The sequence below is a fragment of the Pseudomonas sp. MF09156 genome, assembly GCF_059862305.1.
Genome location: NZ_JCBCUR010000003.1, coordinates 382,721 through 398,681 on the forward strand (window position 1 = coordinate 382,721; position 15,961 = coordinate 398,681).

Consider the following 15,961-nt stretch of genomic DNA (forward strand, 5'->3'; position numbering starts at 1 on the left):
AACCGAGGCCCAGTATATAGACGCATAACCAATGTGGGAGCGGGCTTGCTCGCGATAGCGGTGCATCAGTCACCTATTTGCTAACTGACGCAGCGCTATCGCGAGCAAGCCCGCTCCCACATTTTTCCCCTGCGGCGTTTAGTCCAGGGCTTTCCAGATTTCGGTCGCATACTCGCGGATGGTACGGTCCGACGAGAACCACCCGGTACGCGCGGTGTTGAGCACCGCTGAACGCCACCATTCCTTGGAGTCATGCCAATGGGCTTCGACCCGCGCCTGGGCGTCCCAATAGGCGTCAAAATCGGCACACACCAGGAAGCGATCGTAGGCGATCAACGAGTCGATCAACCCCACATAGCGCCCCGGATCGTCCGGCGAGAACACCCCGCCACGAATCGCCTGCAGCACGTCGTTCAAGCGATGGGAGGCCGCGATATCCGGGCCGGCATTGAATTCACCCGCCTGTTTGCGCGCTTCGACCTGCTCGGCGCTGAGGCCGAAGATAAACATGTGCTCGCCGCCGATGCGCTCGTGCATCTCGACATTGGCGCCATCCATGGTGCCGATGGTCAGCGCGCCATTGAGGCCGAACTTCATGTTGCTGGTGCCCGAGGCCTCGAACCCGGCGGTGGAGATCTGCTCTGACAGGTCCGCCGCCGGAATGATGTTTTCCGCCAGGCTGACGTTGTAGTTGGGCAGGAACACCACCTTGAGCAGGCCGCGCACGGTCGGGTCGTTATTGACCGTACGCGCGATGTCGTTGGTCAGCTTGATGATCAGCTTGGCCTGGTGATAACTGGCCGCTGCCTTGCCGGCGAAGATTTTCACCCGCGGCACCCAATCCACCTCCGGCTCGGCACGAATCGCCTGGTACAGGGCGACGGTGTGCAGCAGGTTCAGCAACTGGCGCTTGTACTCGTGGATGCGCTTGACCTGCACATCGAACATCGCCGCCGGGTTGACCGAGATCCCCAGGCGCTCATGGATGATATCGGCCAGTACGCGTTTGCTGTGCAGGCGCTGCTCGGCGAAGGCCTTGCGGAACGCCTGCTTCTCGGCAAAGGTTTCCAGCTCCACCAGGCGCTGTTCCATGTTGTCGAGAATGTCCGGGCCCAGGGCTTCTACCAGCATCGCGGTGAGCTTGGGGTTGGCCTGGAATAGCCAGCGGCGGAAGGTGATGCCGTTGGTCTTGTTGTTGATACGCTCGGGGTAAAGCTTGTGCAGTTCGGAAAACACCGTGCTGCGCATCAACTGGGTGTGCAGCCCGGACACGCCGTTGACGCTGTGGGAGCCAAGGAACGCCAGGTTGCCCATGCGCACGCGGCGACCGTTGTCTTCTTCGATCAGCGACACTGCGCGCAGCACGTCGAAATCGTGGATGCCCTTGGCCCGCAGCGAATCGATGTGCTGGGCGTTGATCAGGTAGATGATCTGCATATGCCGGGGCAGCATGCGTTCCATCAGGCCTACGGGCCAGGTTTCCAGAGCCTCGGGAAGCAGCGTGTGGTTGGTGTAGGAAAGCGTCTCCACCGTAACCTGCCAGGCCGCATCCCAGGCGATGTCGTGCAGGTCGACCAATTGGCGCATCAACTCGGCCACGGCGATGGACGGGTGGGTGTCGTTGAGCTGGATGGCCGCGTGTTCGCCCAGGCTCAGCACCGAGCCGTGCATGTTTTTGTGGCGCCGCAGCAGGTCTTGCAGGGAAGCCGAGACGAAGAAGTATTCCTGGCGCAGGCGCAATTCCTGCCCTGCTTCGGTGCTGTCGGCCGGGTAAAGCACCCTGGAGATGCTTTCGGCACGGGCCACTTCGGCAACGGCGCCCAAATGGTCACCGGCGTTGAAGCGCTCCAGGTGCAGGTCTTCGACGGCTCGCGCACGCCACAGGCGCAAGGTGTTCACACTGGCACCGCGCCAGCCGACTACCGGGGTGTCGTAGGCCACCGCGCGCACGGTTTCATTGGGCGACCAGACCTGTATCGACTTGCCGGACGCATCCAGCACGGTCTCGACGCTGCCGCCGAAGCCGATCGGGTAGATCACTTCGGCGCGCTCGAACTCCCAGGGGTTGCCGAAATCCAGCCAGCGCTCGGTCTGCTCCTGCTGCCAGCCATCGACAATCGCTTGGCGAAACAGCCCGTGTTCATAACGAATGCCATAGCCATGGCCAGCAATGCCCAGGGTCGACATGCTTTCCATAAAGCACGCGGCCAGGCGGCCCAGGCCACCGTTGCCCAGGGCCGCATCGGGCTCCAGCAGGCGGATGCGCTCCAGGTCCACACCCAACTCGCCGAGGGCTTCGCGCGCCACCTCCAGCAGGCCGAGGTTGCTCAGGCTGTCAAACAGCAAACGGCCGATCAAGAACTCCAGGGACAGGTAATACACCCGCTTCTGCCCACGCCGGTAGATGTGCCGGGTGTGATCCATCCAGTGGTCGACCATGTGGTCGCGCGCCGCCAGGGCAATGGCTTCGAACCAGTCATGGTCGAAGGCGTGATCGGGATCCTTGCCCACCGCATAAGTGAGTTTGGTCAAGACAGCATCGCGAAACGCGGCTACCTCTGCTTCTCGTACAAGCGGTTCCTGAGACATCGGTGCGACCTCGGGCGAGATAGAAGAAGGGAAATCCTAGAGCCTAGACGGTCTGACCCATGGCATGGCTGACGGTTCGGCAGTTTTTTCACTCATTCACGCATGCAGGTTTTAGATGCAGGGGCCGTGCCCGTTTACGCCACCAAGCAGCCTTTGAGCCGAAACCCGCAAAATATTGTTCAAAAAATCACCAATCCCGGTATGATCGCGCGCCCGGACAAAGCCCCTCTTGGAAACCTGATGAAGCCTCAACTGATCGCCGCCGCGGAACTCGACCGTCTCGAAACGTGGCAGAAATACTCCAGCCACATGTGCGGCGGCTGCACGTCCAACTGCTGCACCCTGCCGGTTGAGGTGAAGATCAAGGATTTGATCCGTATTGGCATCGTCGATGAATTCGAGCGTGGCGACCCGCCAAAGAACATCGCCAAGCGCTTGCAGAAGGAAGGCATCGTCGAGCGCTTCAACTCCAAGTCCGAGATCTTTACCCTGCAGCGCATGAGCAACAACGATTGCCTGTACCTGGATCGTAAGACGCGCTTCTGCACTATTTATGACAAACGCCCGGATACCTGCCGCAATCACCCGAAAATCGGGCCGCGCCCAGGGTATTGCGCGTACAAGCCCAAGGAAGTGGTGCGCGAGACCAAGTTGCGCACGCTCGACAAGTTCTAAATGTTGGTTGCCTGACAGATCGCCATCGCAGGCAAGCCAGCTCCCACAGTTGATCGCGTTCATCCTCAATAAACTCGGTCAATGTGGGAGCCGGGCTTGCCCGCGATGAGGCCAGGCCAGACACCACACAATCTGCAGGCATAAAAAAACGCCCCCGGCCAACAGGCCGGGGGCGTTTTTATTCAGCTGGAACTAAGTATCAGTTCTTAGCCTTTTTGGCAGCGCGGGTACGCTCGCCTTCGTCCAGGATCTTCTTACGAAGACGGATGGACTTAGGCGTCACTTCGCACAGCTCGTCGTCCTGGATGAATTCCAGGGCCTGTTCCAGGGTGAAGCGAACAGGTGGAACCAGGGCGATGGTTTCGTCTTTACCCGAAGCACGCATGTTGTCGAGCTTCTTGCCTTTGGTTGGGTTGACGCCCATGTCGTTGTCACGGCTGTTCAAGCCAACGATCTGACCGTTGTAGATCTCTTGACCGTGTTCAACGAACAGCTTGCCACGCGCCTGGAGAGTTTCCAGGGAGTAGGTCAGCGCCTTGCCGGTTTCTACCGATACCAGAACACCGTTCTGACGGCCGGACATGTCGCCGGACTTCATGGTGTCGTAGCGATCGAAGATCGAGGTCAGGATGCCAGCACCGTTGGTCAGGGTCAGGAACTGGTTACGGAAACCGATCAGACCACGAGCAGGGATGTTGTATTCCAGACGCACACGGCCTTTGCCATCCGGCACCATGTTGGTCAGGTCGCCCTTACGCAGGCCCATCTCTTCCATGACCTTGCCCTGGGATTCTTCAGGGGTGTCGATGGTGACGTTTTCGAACGGTTCCTGCTTCACGCCGTCAACGGTACGGATGATCACTTCCGGACGACCAACGCCCATTTCGAAGCCTTCGCGACGCATGGTTTCGATCAGTACCGAGAGGTGCAGCTCACCACGGCCGGAAACCTTGAACTTGTCAGCCGAGTCGCCTTCTTCAACGCGCAGTGCAACGTTGTACAGCAGCTCTTTGTCCAGACGTTCCTTGATGTTACGGGAAGTCACGAACTTGCCTTCTTTACCGCAGAAAGGCGAGTCGTTTACCTGGAAGGTCATGGAAACGGTTGGCTCGTCGACGGTCAGAGGCTTCATCGCCTCGACAGTGTCCGGCTGGCACAGGGTGTCGGAGATGAACAGCGAGTCCATACCGCTCACGCACACGATGTCGCCGGCGAAAGCTTCTTCAACGTCGATGCGGTGCAGGCCGTGGTGACCCATCAGCTTGAGGATACGACCGTTGCGCTTCTTGCCGTCGGCGCCGATAGCCACAACCGGGGTGTTCGGCTTGACGCTACCGCGAGCGATACGGCCAACACCGATAACACCCAGGAAGCTGTTGTAGTCCAGTGCCGAGATTTGCATCTGGAACGGGCCTTCACGGTCAACCTTCGGCGGTGGAACGTGGTCAACGATCGCCTGGTACAGCGGGGTCATGTCTTCCGCCATGGCGGTGTGTTCCAGACCGGCAATACCGTTCAGGGCAGAGGCGTAGATCACTTGGAAATCAAGTTGCTCTTCGGTAGCACCCAGGTTGTCGAACAGGTCGAAGATCTGGTCCAGAACCCAGTCCGGACGCGCGCCTGGACGGTCAACCTTGTTGATGCACACGATCGGACGCAGGCCGGCTTCGAAAGCCTTCTTGGTCACGAAACGGGTTTGCGGCATAGGGCCGTCTTGAGCGTCAACCAGCAGCAGAACGGAGTCAACCATCGACATTACGCGTTCTACTTCGCCGCCGAAGTCGGCGTGGCCCGGGGTGTCCACGATGTTGATGTGGTAGCCGTTCCAGTTGATGGCGGTGTTTTTCGCCAGGATGGTAATACCGCGCTCTTTTTCCTGGTCGTTGGAGTCCATCACGCGCTCGTCGTTGAGCTCGTTGCGCTCCAGGGTGCCGGATTGACGCAGGAGTTTGTCTACCAGGGTGGTTTTACCATGGTCAACGTGGGCAATGATGGCGATGTTACGTAGATTTTCGATCACTTGTGTATCTCGATCAGAGGATTCGGTGTGCTGACAGGTCGTGGCAGCGATTAACAGTAGAGTCAGGCCTTGCCGTTACAGCTTGACGGCAGAGTCGGGGGGCCGGTGACGCAGGCCACAGGCAAACAGCCCCGGGCTCTTAGCTCGGTCGATAAACGCGCACATTGGCATGCCCCTCACTGAGCAAATGGTGGGCATGCAGGCGACTCATCACGCCTTTGTCGCAATACAGCAGGTACTGACGGCTGTTATCCAGTTCCTTGAAACGCGCGTTCAGTGCATAGAACGGCAGCGTTTGCACGTCGATGCCAGCGACTTCCAGCGGCTCGTCGCAAGCGGCATCCGGATGACGGATGTCGATGACAATCTGGCCGGCCAGTGCTTCGCTGACTTCTTCGATCTGCACATCCTGGCCCAGTTCGTCGATTACCCGATCGATCGGCACCAGTTTGGCGTTCTCGAGCGCTCGCTCCAGAATCGCCATGTCGAATTCTTTCTCTTCATGCTCCACGCGGTAGCGCTTGGCATGGGTCTTGGGGTTCACCGAAATGACCCCGCAGTACTCTGGCATGTGCTTGGCGAAATCAGCGGTGCCGATTTCGTTGGCCAGGTCGATGATGTCTTGCTTGTGGCTGGCGATCAGCGGGCGCAATACCAACTTGTCGGTCACGCAGTCGATCACAGACAGGTTCGGCAGGGTCTGGCTGGAGACCTGGGAAATCGCCTCGCCGGTGACCAGCGCTTCGATTTGCAGGCGGTCGGCGATTTTCGACGCTGCGCGCAACATCATACGCTTCAATACGACGCCCATATGACCGTTATCGACTTTTCCGAGAATTTCTCCCAGGACTTCCTCGAACGGCACGCTGACAAACAGCACGCGCTGGGAGCTGCCGTACTTCTTCCAGATATAGTGCGCGACTTCCATCACGCCCAATTCGTGTGCACGCCCGCCCAGGTTAAAGAAGCAGAAGTGGCTCATCAGGCCGCGGCGCATGATCTGGTAGGCCGCCACGGTGGAGTCGAAACCGCCGGACATCAGCACCAGAGTCTGCTCCAGCGCGCCCAGCGGGTAGCCGCCGATGCTGTTGTGCTGGCTGTGGATCACAAACAACCGTTGGTCGCGAATTTCGATGCGCACTTCGATTTGCGGCTCTTTCAGCGAGATTCCAGCCGCGCCGCACTCACGACGCAGCTTGCTGCCGACGTATTTCTCGACGTCCATGGAGCTGAACGGGTGCTTGCCCGCGCGCTTGCAACGCACCGAAAAAATCTTGCCCGCAAGGCTGTTGCCAAAGTGCAGTTTGCATTTTTCAGTGATGTCGTCGAAGTCGCCCAGCGGGTACTCGTCAACCTGCAGGAAATGCGCGATGCCCGGCATGCAGCTCAGGCGCTCGGTCATATCTTTCAAGGCTTTAGGGTCGCTGACGCGGGTTTCCAGCTCGAGATTGTCCCACACACCGTTCACCACCACGGCCGGGTCCAGGTCACGGAGCACAGCGCGGATGTTCTTGGCCAATTGACGGATGAAACGCATCCGTACCGGTCGGCTCTTGATGGTGATCTCGGGGAAGACTTTAACGATTAATTTCATGGAAACAGCGCGCGCAGGGCCAGCCGAAAAAGGGGGGCGCGGATTATAGCGGAAATCGCTCAAGGTTTAACCAGTTAATATACAAACGGCATGCAGCGCACCAAAGAGGTGCATTTAAGACTGTTTGCGCTACATTGCAGTGCGCGATTTTTGCCGTTTTGACGATTTGCACCTTTATAGGGGCCATTTTGAGCCAAAAAACCCATGTCGGGGCACTGGCATGCAATTTGCTCTCTTGTGAGGCAGGTTGCCATGGCGGACTATCCGCGCCGGCATCACCCACATTCTAAGGGCTACTCCACTACCCAAGCCCGAAGCCACCCGGAGGACACTATGTCGAAGTCGGTTCAACTCATCAAAGATCATGACGTTAAATGGATTGATCTGCGCTTCACGGACACCAAAGGCACTCAGCACCACGTGACCATGCCGGCTCGCGACGCGCTGGATGACGCCTTCTTCGAAGAAGGCAAAATGTTCGACGGCTCCTCCATCGCTGGCTGGAAAGGCATCGAAGCCTCCGACATGATCCTGATGCCGGACGACTCCACCGCCGTACTCGACCCGTTCACCGAAGAGCCGACGCTGATCATCGTCTGCGACGTGATCGAGCCTTCGACCATGCAGGGCTACGACCGCGACCCACGTGCGATCGCCAAGCGTGCCGAGGAATACCTCAAGTCCACCGGTATCGGTGACACCGTATTCGTGGGCCCGGAGCCTGAGTTCTTCATCTTTGACCAAGTGAAGTTCAAGTCCGACATCTCCGGTTCCATGTTCAAAATCTTCTCCGACCAAGGTTCGTGGATGTCCGACCAGGACGTGGAAGGCGGCAACCATGGCCACCGTCCAGGCGTCAAAGGCGGCTACTTCCCGGTTCCACCGTTCGACCACGACCACGAAATCCGTACCTCCATGTGCAACGCCATGGAAGACATGGGCCTGGTCATCGAAGTTCACCACCACGAAGTGGCGACTGCCGGCCAGAACGAAATCGGTGTGAAGTTCAACACCCTGGTGGCCAAGGCTGACGAAGTACAGACCCTCAAGTACTGCGTACACAACGTGGCTGTGGCCTACGGCCGTACCGCTACCTTCATGCCTAAGCCTCTGTACGGCGATAACGGTTCGGGTATGCACGTTCACCTGTCCATCGCCAAAGATGGCAAGAACACCTTCGCTGGCGAAGGTTATGCCGGCCTGTCCGACACTGCCCTGTACTTCATCGGCGGTATCATCAAGCACGGTAAGGCCCTGAACGGCTTCACCAACCCGTCGACCAACTCCTACAAGCGTCTGGTCCCAGGTTTCGAAGCGCCAGTGATGCTGGCCTACTCGGCGCGCAACCGTTCCGCTTCGATCCGTATTCCTTACGTGTCCAGCCCTCGCGCTCGCCGTATCGAAGCACGCTTCCCGGATCCAGCAGCCAACCCGTACCTGGGCTTCGCTGCCCTGCTGATGGCTGGCCTGGACGGCATCCAGAACAAGATCCACCCAGGCGACGCCGCCGACAAGAACTTGTACGACCTGCCGCCTGAAGAGGCCAAAGAGATCCCACAAGTGTGCGGCAGCCTGAAAGAAGCCCTGGAAGAGCTGGACAAGGGCCGTGCGTTCCTGACCAAAGGCGGCGTGTTCAGCGACGACTTTATCGATGCCTACATCGCCCTGAAAAGCGAAGAAGAAATCAAGGTCCGCACCTTCGTACACCCACTGGAATACGAGCTGTACTACAGCTGCTGATCCGGTAGCGCCGCTTAGTGGCGTGACAAAAAGGCCTCCTTCGGGAGGTCTTTTTTTTGCCTGAAACAATGACTATCCACCTTTGCAACCCCCATCAAAACTGTAGGAGCTGGCTTGCCTGCGATGGCGGTGTATCTGTCGCATCACGACTGACTGAACCACCGCTATCGCAGGCAAGCCAGCTCCTACAGTTTGATGGGGTGCTTCCAGGAAATATTTGATCGCTGAACAGAATGTGGGGATTCGCACTATATTGGTGCGATAGGTTGCACCCATGCCCACCAGCCAACCCATTTTGGGTCGAAATCTCCCGAGCAGGCTGGCAGAGCGCCATAGTTTCGCGCCTCAAGCCCCCATTTCAGGGCTTTTACGCTTCTTTTCGGAGCCTTGGTTTGGTTTTTGCATTTTCCTGGTATCAGCGTGTGCCTCAAGCCCACGCCTTGCTCCAAAAGAGGTCCTAATGACCATCAGCGACGCACTGCACCGCTTGCTACTCGACAACCTGACCACCGCGACCATCCTGCTCAATGACGAACTGCGCCTTGAGTACATGAACCCCGCGGCGGAGATGCTCCTGGCCATCAGCGGCCAGCGCAGCCATGGGCAATTTATCAGCGAGCTGTTCACCGAGTCCGCCGAGGCCTTGAGTTCCTTGCGCCAGGCCGTGGAGCAGGCCCACCCGTTCACCAAGCGTGAAGCGATGCTCACGGCCCTCACCGGCCAGACCCTGACCGTCGACTACGCGGTAACGCCGATCCTGAGCCACGGCGCCACCTTGCTGCTGCTGGAGGTGCATCCCCGTGATCGCCTGCTGCGCATCACCAAGGAAGAGGCCCAGCTATCCAAACAGGAAACCAGCAAGATGCTGGTGCGTGGCCTGGCCCATGAGATCAAGAACCCGCTGGGCGGGATTCGCGGCGCCGCGCAGCTGCTGGCCCGCGAGTTGCCGGATGAAAACCTCAAGGACTACACCAACGTCATCATCGAAGAGGCGGACCGCCTGCGCAACCTGGTGGACCGCATGCTCGGCTCCAACAAGCTGCCGTCGCTGGCGATGACCAATGTGCATGAAGTGCTGGAGCGCGTCTGCCAGTTGGTGGAGGCCGAAAGCCAGGGCTGCATCACCCTGGTGCGCGACTACGACCCAAGCATTCCCGACGTGTTGATCGACCGCGAGCAGATGATCCAGGCGGTGCTCAATATCGTACGTAACGCCATGCAGGCCATCAGCAGCCAGAACGAGCTGCGCCTGGGCCGCATCAGCCTGCGTACCCGCGCCTTGCGCCAGTTCACCATCGGCCATGTGCGCCATCGCCTGGTGACCAAGGTCGAGATCATCGACAACGGCCCGGGCATCCCGGCCGAACTGCAAGAAACCATTTTCTTCCCAATGGTCAGCGGTCGCCCGGACGGTACCGGGCTGGGCCTGGCCATTACCCAGAACATCATCAGCCAGCACCAGGGCCTGATCGAATGTGAAAGCCATCCCGGCCACACGACCTTTTCGATCTTTCTGCCACTGGAACAAGGAGCCCCATCGACATGAGCCGTAGTGAAACTGTCTGGATCGTCGATGACGACCGTTCCATCCGCTGGGTCCTGGAGAAAGCCTTGCAACAGGAAGGCATGACCACCCAAAGCTTCGACAGCGCCGACGGGGTGATGAGCCGCCTGGCGCGCCAGCAGCCCGACGTGATCATCTCTGATATTCGCATGCCCGGCGCCAGCGGCCTGGACTTGCTGGCGCGGATCCGCGAGCAGCACCCGCGCTTGCCGGTGATTATCATGACCGCGCACTCGGACCTGGACAGCGCTGTCGCGTCGTATCAGGGCGGCGCCTTCGAGTACCTGCCCAAGCCGTTCGACGTTGATGAGGCGGTGGCGCTGGTCAAGCGCGCCAACCAGCACGCCCAGGAACAGCAAGGCCAGGCCGTGGAACCGACCCTGACCCGCACCCCAGAAATCATCGGTGAAGCACCGGCGATGCAGGAAGTGTTTCGCGCCATCGGGCGCCTGAGCCACTCCAACATCACCGTGCTGATCAACGGTGAGTCCGGGACCGGTAAAGAGCTGGTGGCCCATGCCCTGCACCGTCACAGCCCGCGGGCGGCCTCGCCGTTCATCGCGTTGAACATGGCGGCGATCCCCAAGGACTTGATGGAGTCCGAGCTGTTCGGCCATGAAAAAGGCGCGTTCACCGGCGCGGCCAACCTGCGTCGCGGGCGCTTTGAACAGGCGGACGGCGGCACGCTGTTTCTCGATGAAATCGGCGATATGCCCGCCGACACCCAGACTCGGCTGCTGCGAGTGTTGGCCGATGGGGAGTTCTATCGTGTCGGCGGTCATACGCCGGTCAAGGTCGACGTACGGATCATCGCCGCGACCCACCAGAACCTGGAAACCCTGGTGCACGCTGGCAAGTTTCGCGAGGATTTGTTCCATCGCCTGAATGTGATCCGCATCCACATCCCGCGCATGTCGGACCGTCGCGAAGATATCCCGACCCTGGCCCGCCACTTCCTCAGCCGCGCCGCCCAGGAGCTGGCGGTAGAGCCCAAGCTGTTGAAGACGGAAACCGAGGAGTACCTGAAGAACCTGCCGTGGCCGGGCAACGTGCGCCAGCTGGAGAACACCTGCCGCTGGATCACGGTGATGGCGTCCGGGCGCGAGGTGCATATCAGCGACCTGCCGCCGGAGTTGTTGAACCTGCCGCAGGATTCGGCGCCGGTGACCAACTGGGAACAGGCCCTGCGCCAGTGGGCCGACCAGGCCCTGGCCCGTGGCCAGTCGAGCCTGCTGGACAGCGCCGTGCCGACCTTTGAGCGGATCATGATCGAAACCGCCCTCAAGCACACCGCCGGCCGGCGTCGTGATGCCGCCGTGCTGCTGGGCTGGGGCCGCAACACCTTGACCCGCAAGATCAAGGAGTTGGGGATGAAGGTCGATGGTGGGGATGATGATGAGGGCGAAGAGGGCTGAACACAGCTTTCCTTTGTAGGAGCTGGCTTGCCAGCGATGCATGCACCTCGGTTTTTCAGTGAGACCGCGGTGATGCTATCGCTGGCAAGCCAGCTCCTACATTGTTTTGTGCAATCGCAAAAAACCATGCACCGCTTCAACGCACCATGAACCGCTATCGCGCACGAACTCCAGGCCGCTTTCAAAAAACTCTGAACCCTGAAAACGCCAAAGCCCCGTAATCCGGGGCTTTGCGCTTTATAAAATATATTTCCCAGACAATCTCGCCACTCTGGCACGCCCCCTGCAATAACCCTGGTACTACCCAGTTTCGGGGACCTTGGTACAGGCAGGCCGAGAATCCCCTCTTTAATTCGAGCGTCAAACCGTTTTGGGAGCCCTGGTACAGGCAGGCCGGGAACTCCCTCTTTTATTGCTCCAGGAGATGGATCTCCAGTCGCCAGCGGTCATCGACCGCCTTGCCCGACCATTCCCCGCGCAGCGGCCGTGCCGCCACCAGGTTCAACAGCAAGCCGCCATCGGTCTTGCGCACGCGCCAGTTCACATCCTTGTCATTGACCTTCAATTGCCCCGCCTGGGCCTGGCCCTGGGCGTCGAACAGCAGCGCCACGGTGCCGTCGATATGCTCGCCGTGCAGCTTCGGCTCGCTGTTGAACCACACCACCAGGCCATCGCTGCCAGGCTCTACCTGCAGCAAGGCGGTTGGGTCCGAGGTGGTCAGGCGACCGATCATCAAGCCCACCATCAGCCCGACAATCGCCAGCGAACCCAGGACGCGGGGCAATAGCTGCGGCCTGGGGTCGTCTTCAGGGGTAGAATGCGCTGCATCTTTATCTTCGGAGCCGTGCATGTTTCACGTCATCCTTTTTCAACCAGAAATTCCGCCGAATACCGGCAACGTTATCAGGCTGTGCGCCAACAGTGGCTGCCACCTGCATTTGATCGAGCCGCTGGGCTTCGAGATGGACGACAAGCGCCTGCGCCGCGCGGGCCTGGACTATCACGAGTACGCCACCCTGCAGCGTCACGCCGACCTCGCCAGTTGCCTGGAGAGCCTGGGGCAGCCGCGCCTGTTTGCGTTCACCACCAAGGGCTCGCGGCCGTTTCACGATGCCAGCTTTGCCGAGGGCGATGCCTTCCTGTTCGGCCCCGAAAGCCGTGGCCTGCCGGCAGACGTGCTCGACGCCCTGCCCGACGGCCAGCGCCTGCGCCTGCCGATGCGCGAGGGCTGCCGCAGCCTGAACCTGTCCAACACCGTGGCCGTCGCCGTCTACGAAGGCTGGCGCCAGCTCGGTTTCAAATAACCCGCCTAAACAAATGTGGGAGCGGGCGTGTGTGGGAGCCGGGCTTGCCCGCGATGCAGGCACCTCGGTGTGTCAGTCACACAGAGGTGATGCTATCGCTGGCAAGCCAGCTCCCACACACGCCCGCTCCCACATTTAGAGCGGCGTCGGGTTCAGCTTACTGAACCGTCGGTGCGCCTTCCTGTTGCATGCGCTGCAGCTCTTGCGCATACAGGGCATCGAAGTTCACCGGGGCCAGCATCAGGGCCGGGAACGAACCACGGGTAACCAGGCTGTCCAGGGTCTCGCGGGCATACGGGAACAGGATGTTCGGGCAGAACGCGCCCAGGGTGTGGCTCATGGACGCATCGTCCAGGCCCTGGATCAGGAAGATACCGGCCTGTTGCACTTCAGCGATGAATGCCACTTCTTCACCGTTCTTCACGGTGACCGACAGGGTCAGTACCACTTCGTGGAAGTCGCCTTCGAGCTGCTTCTGACGGGTGTTCAGATCCAGGCCGACGCTTGGGGTCCACTCCTGGCGGAAGATCGCCGGGCTTTTCGGCGCTTCGAACGACAGGTCACGCACGTAGATACGCTGCAGGGAAAATTGTGGGCCTTGAGCCTCTTCTGCTGCCGCTTCGATGTTCGGTTGGTCAGTCATCTCGCAGATCCTTCTTGATCTTGGGGTCTTTTAGGTTTTTGGAGTCAGACGTGAAGCAGCGCGTCGAGTTTACCGGCGCGCTCCAGGGCGAACAGGTCGTCGCATCCACCGATATGCTTGGTACCGATCCAGATTTGCGGCACAGAGGTGCGCCCCGCCTTCTGGGTCATCTCGGCACGCACCGCAGGCTTGCCATCGACCTTGATCTCTTCGAAGGCAACCTGTTTGCTCTGGAGCAACTGCTTGGCTCGCATGCAATAGGGGCAATAATCGCTGGAATAAACGACAACCTGGCTCATATCACTTCACCAACGGCAGGTTATCGGCGCGCCAGCTGGAGATACCACCCGACAGCTTGGCGGCGGTGAAACCGCTCTTCATCATTTCGCGGGCATGGCCACCGGAGTGCTGGCCCTGGGCGTCGACCAGGATAATGGTCTTGGCCTTGTGCTTTTCCAGCTCGGCGATGCGGGCGATCAGCTTGTCCTGGGGGATATTCAGCGCGCCAACGATATGGCCGGCGGCAAAGTCCTTGGCCGGACGGATGTCGACGACAACGGCCTGGTCCTTGTTGACCAGCGCGGTCAGCTCGGCGGTGCTGAGGCTACGGCCGCCACGGCTCACTTCATGAGCAATCAGCAGCGCCAGCAGTACAACGAAGGCACCGACCAGCAGATAGTGAGAGGTAGCAAATGCAATCAGGTGATCAACCATCAAGGAGGTTCCAGGGCGTTAAAATGGCGGTAAGTATACACAGCCGCCATGGGGGGCCAACCCCCGTAAAGCGGTGACGGCATCGGAACTTCGCTTTAAACTGCCACTCCCTTTTCAATCGCCTTCCTTTAATACCGCCGCGAGAGGATCTATGACTACCACGCCTAAACCTTTGGTCCTGATGATTCTCGATGGCTTCGGTCACAGTGAAAACCACCACGACAACGCCGTATTCGCGGCGAACAAGCCCGTACTGGACCGCCTGTGCGCCAGCGTACCCAATGGCCTGATCTCCGGATCGGGCATGGACGTCGGCCTGCCGGACGGCCAGATGGGCAACTCTGAAGTCGGCCATATGAACCTGGGCGCCGGACGAGTGGTATATCAGGACTTCACCCGCGTGACCAAAGCCATCCGCGATGGCGAGTTCTTCGAGAACCCGACCATCTGCGCCGCGGTGGATAAAGCCGTCGCCGCCGGCAAGGCCGTGCATTTCATGGGCCTGCTGTCCGACGGTGGCGTGCACAGCCACCAGGACCACCTGGTGGCCATGGCCGAACTGGCCTACAAGCGTGGCGCCGAGAAGATCTACCTGCACGCCTTCCTTGATGGCCGCGACACCCCGCCCAAAAGCGCGCAATCGTCTATCGAACTGCTGGACGCGACCTTCGCCGCCCTCGGCAAGGGCCGCATCGCCAGCCTGGTTGGCCGCTACTTTGCCATGGACCGCGACAACCGCTGGGACCGTGTGTCCCAGGCCTACAACCTGATCGTCGACGGCAACGCCGAATTCAACGCAGCCACCGCCCAGCAAGGCCTGGAAGCCGCCTACGCCCGTGGCGAGAGCGATGAGTTCGTCAAGGCCACCACCATCGGCGAGCCGGTGAAGGTCGAAGATGGCGACGCCGTGGTGTTCATGAACTTTCGCGCCGACCGTGCCCGCGAACTGAGCCATGTGTTCGTCGATGAGGGTTTCAAAGACTTCGAGCGCGCGCGCCAGCCGAAAGTCGAGTTCGTGATGCTGACCCAATACGCCGCCAACATCCCGGCCCCATCGGCCTTCGCCCCGGGCAGCCTGGAAAACGTGCTGGGTGATTACCTGGCGAAAAACGGCAAGACCCAACTGCGTATCGCCGAAACCGAGAAATACGCCCACGTCACCTTCTTCTTCTCCGGCGGGCGTGAAGAACCGTTCCCCGGCGAAGAGCGCATCCTGATCCCGTCGCCGAAAGTCGCCACCTACGACCTGCAACCGGAAATGAGCGCACCGGAAGTTACCGACAAGATCGTCGACGCCATCGAACACCAGCGTTATGACGTGATCGTGGTCAACTACGCCAACGGCGACATGGTCGGCCACAGTGGCAACCTGCAAGCCGCGGTCAAGGCCGTGGAATGCCTGGACCTGTGCGTAGGCCGGATCGTCGACGCCCTGGAAAAGGTCGGCGGCGAAGCACTGATCACCGCCGACCACGGCAACTGCGAGCAGATGTCCGACGAGTCCACCGGCCAGGCCCACACCGCCCACACCACCGAGCCGGTGCCGTTCATATATGTCGGCAAGCGCGACTTCAAAGTGCGCGAAGGCGGCGTGCTGGCAGACGTGGCGCCGACCATGCTCATGCTGATGGGGCTCAAGAAGCCTGCCGAAATGACCGGCACCTCGATTCTGGTCTAAACCAAAACACCCTGTAGGAGCCGGC

Annotated in this window: 13 protein-coding genes; 6 read left to right on the forward strand and 7 right to left on the reverse strand. The window is 60.0% G+C overall.

Going from position 1 to position 15,961, the window contains the following annotated elements; all coding sequences use genetic code 11:
* Positions 1 to 138: 138 nt before the first annotated feature.
* Positions 139 to 2,589 (reverse strand): glycogen/starch/alpha-glucan phosphorylase, encoded by a 2,451-nt coding sequence (locus AC19YY_RS10795; protein WP_500604159.1) that lies wholly within the window; start codon positions 2,587 to 2,589, stop codon positions 139 to 141.
* A gap of 240 nt (positions 2,590 to 2,829) precedes the next feature.
* Between AC19YY_RS10795 and AC19YY_RS10800 the strand changes: the two genes are divergently transcribed.
* Complete coding sequence (locus tag AC19YY_RS10800; protein WP_032862271.1) at positions 2,830 to 3,264, forward strand: YkgJ family cysteine cluster protein; 435 nt, start codon at positions 2,830 to 2,832, stop codon at positions 3,262 to 3,264.
* A gap of 199 nt (positions 3,265 to 3,463) precedes the next feature.
* Here AC19YY_RS10800 and typA read toward each other — a convergent pair whose 3' ends face one another.
* Positions 3,464 to 5,284 carry a translational GTPase TypA gene (gene typA / locus AC19YY_RS10805; protein ID WP_053140412.1) on the reverse strand — a complete coding sequence of 607 codons (1,821 nt, stop codon included), beginning with the start codon at positions 5,282 to 5,284 and terminating at the stop codon, positions 3,464 to 3,466.
* 139 nt (positions 5,285 to 5,423) lie between these two features.
* On the reverse strand, positions 5,424 to 6,878 hold the full coding sequence (thiI, locus tag AC19YY_RS10810) for a tRNA uracil 4-sulfurtransferase ThiI (RefSeq protein WP_169955652.1): 1,455 nt from the start codon (positions 6,876 to 6,878) through the stop codon (positions 5,424 to 5,426).
* 333 nt (positions 6,879 to 7,211) lie between these two features.
* Here thiI and glnA point away from each other — a divergent pair, with 333 nt between their 5' ends.
* The 3 genes from glnA to ntrC all read left to right on the forward strand — a co-directional run bounded on the left by glnA (position 7,212) and on the right by ntrC (position 11,597).
* Positions 7,212 to 8,618: a glutamate--ammonia ligase gene (glnA, locus tag AC19YY_RS10815; protein ID WP_029295916.1), complete on the forward strand. Its 1,407-nt coding sequence runs from the start codon at positions 7,212 to 7,214 to the stop codon at positions 8,616 to 8,618.
* A gap of 460 nt (positions 8,619 to 9,078) precedes the next feature.
* Entirely contained in the window at positions 9,079 to 10,164 is a 1,086-nt protein-coding gene (gene glnL / locus AC19YY_RS10820; RefSeq protein ID WP_003218001.1) for a nitrogen regulation protein NR(II), read from the forward strand.
* Positions 10,161 to 11,597: a nitrogen regulation protein NR(I) gene (ntrC, locus tag AC19YY_RS10825; RefSeq protein WP_169955651.1), complete on the forward strand. Its 1,437-nt coding sequence runs from the start codon at positions 10,161 to 10,163 to the stop codon at positions 11,595 to 11,597. Before glnL ends, ntrC begins: the two co-directional genes overlap by 4 nt.
* A gap of 409 nt (positions 11,598 to 12,006) precedes the next feature.
* Here the strand turns inward: ntrC and AC19YY_RS10830 are convergent, their stop codons facing one another.
* Complete coding sequence (locus AC19YY_RS10830; protein WP_169955650.1) at positions 12,007 to 12,447, reverse strand: hypothetical protein; 441 nt, start codon at positions 12,445 to 12,447, stop codon at positions 12,007 to 12,009.
* Between AC19YY_RS10830 and AC19YY_RS10835 the strand changes: the two genes are divergently transcribed.
* Positions 12,446 to 12,901, forward strand: a complete 456-nt coding sequence (locus AC19YY_RS10835; RefSeq protein ID WP_057437141.1) for a tRNA (cytidine(34)-2'-O)-methyltransferase — start codon at positions 12,446 to 12,448, stop codon at positions 12,899 to 12,901. The two genes, AC19YY_RS10830 and AC19YY_RS10835, sit on opposite strands and share 2 nt — an antisense overlap.
* A gap of 157 nt (positions 12,902 to 13,058) precedes the next feature.
* Here the strand turns inward: AC19YY_RS10835 and secB are convergent, their stop codons facing one another.
* The 3 genes from secB to AC19YY_RS10850 are packed head-to-tail and all read right to left on the reverse strand — an operon-like array spanning position 13,059 to position 14,258.
* Positions 13,059 to 13,544, reverse strand: coding sequence for a protein-export chaperone SecB (gene secB / locus AC19YY_RS10840; protein ID WP_057437139.1), 486 nt, complete (start codon positions 13,542 to 13,544; stop codon positions 13,059 to 13,061).
* 44 nt (positions 13,545 to 13,588) lie between these two features.
* On the reverse strand, positions 13,589 to 13,843 hold the full coding sequence (gene grxC / locus AC19YY_RS10845; protein ID WP_500604160.1) for a glutaredoxin 3: 255 nt from the start codon (positions 13,841 to 13,843) through the stop codon (positions 13,589 to 13,591).
* 1 nt (position 13,844) lies between these two features.
* Entirely contained in the window at positions 13,845 to 14,258 is a 414-nt protein-coding gene (locus tag AC19YY_RS10850; protein WP_029295907.1) for a rhodanese-like domain-containing protein, read from the reverse strand.
* Positions 14,259 to 14,409: 151 nt separating this feature from the next.
* Here AC19YY_RS10850 and gpmI point away from each other — a divergent pair, with 151 nt between their 5' ends.
* Positions 14,410 to 15,936 carry a 2,3-bisphosphoglycerate-independent phosphoglycerate mutase gene (gene gpmI, locus AC19YY_RS10855; protein WP_169955648.1) on the forward strand — a complete coding sequence of 509 codons (1,527 nt, stop codon included), beginning with the start codon at positions 14,410 to 14,412 and terminating at the stop codon, positions 15,934 to 15,936.
* Positions 15,937 to 15,961: the final 25 nt, after the last annotated feature.

Bases quoted from the DNA above. Each gene is read 5' to 3' on its own strand.
- AC19YY_RS10835 (WP_057437141.1), top strand. From the start codon at position 12,446: ATGTTTCACGTCATCCTTTTTCAACCAGAAATTCCGCCGAATACCGGC.
- glnA (WP_029295916.1), top strand. From the start codon at position 7,212: ATGTCGAAGTCGGTTCAACTCATCAAAGATCATGACGTTAAATGGATT.
- thiI (WP_169955652.1), bottom strand. From the start codon at position 6,878: ATGAAATTAATCGTTAAAGTCTTCCCCGAGATCACCATCAAGAGCCGA.
- AC19YY_RS10795 (WP_500604159.1), bottom strand. From the start codon at position 2,589: ATGTCTCAGGAACCGCTTGTACGAGAAGCAGAGGTAGCCGCGTTTCGC.
- ntrC (WP_169955651.1), top strand. From the start codon at position 10,161: ATGAGCCGTAGTGAAACTGTCTGGATCGTCGATGACGACCGTTCCATC.
- AC19YY_RS10850 (WP_029295907.1), bottom strand. From the start codon at position 14,258: ATGGTTGATCACCTGATTGCATTTGCTACCTCTCACTATCTGCTGGTC.
- grxC (WP_500604160.1), bottom strand. From the start codon at position 13,843: ATGAGCCAGGTTGTCGTTTATTCCAGCGATTATTGCCCCTATTGCATG.
- secB (WP_057437139.1), bottom strand. From the start codon at position 13,544: ATGACTGACCAACCGAACATCGAAGCGGCAGCAGAAGAGGCTCAAGGC.
- AC19YY_RS10800 (WP_032862271.1), top strand. From the start codon at position 2,830: ATGAAGCCTCAACTGATCGCCGCCGCGGAACTCGACCGTCTCGAAACG.
- glnL (WP_003218001.1), top strand. From the start codon at position 9,079: ATGACCATCAGCGACGCACTGCACCGCTTGCTACTCGACAACCTGACC.
- AC19YY_RS10830 (WP_169955650.1), bottom strand. From the start codon at position 12,447: ATGCACGGCTCCGAAGATAAAGATGCAGCGCATTCTACCCCTGAAGAC.
- gpmI (WP_169955648.1), top strand. From the start codon at position 14,410: ATGACTACCACGCCTAAACCTTTGGTCCTGATGATTCTCGATGGCTTC.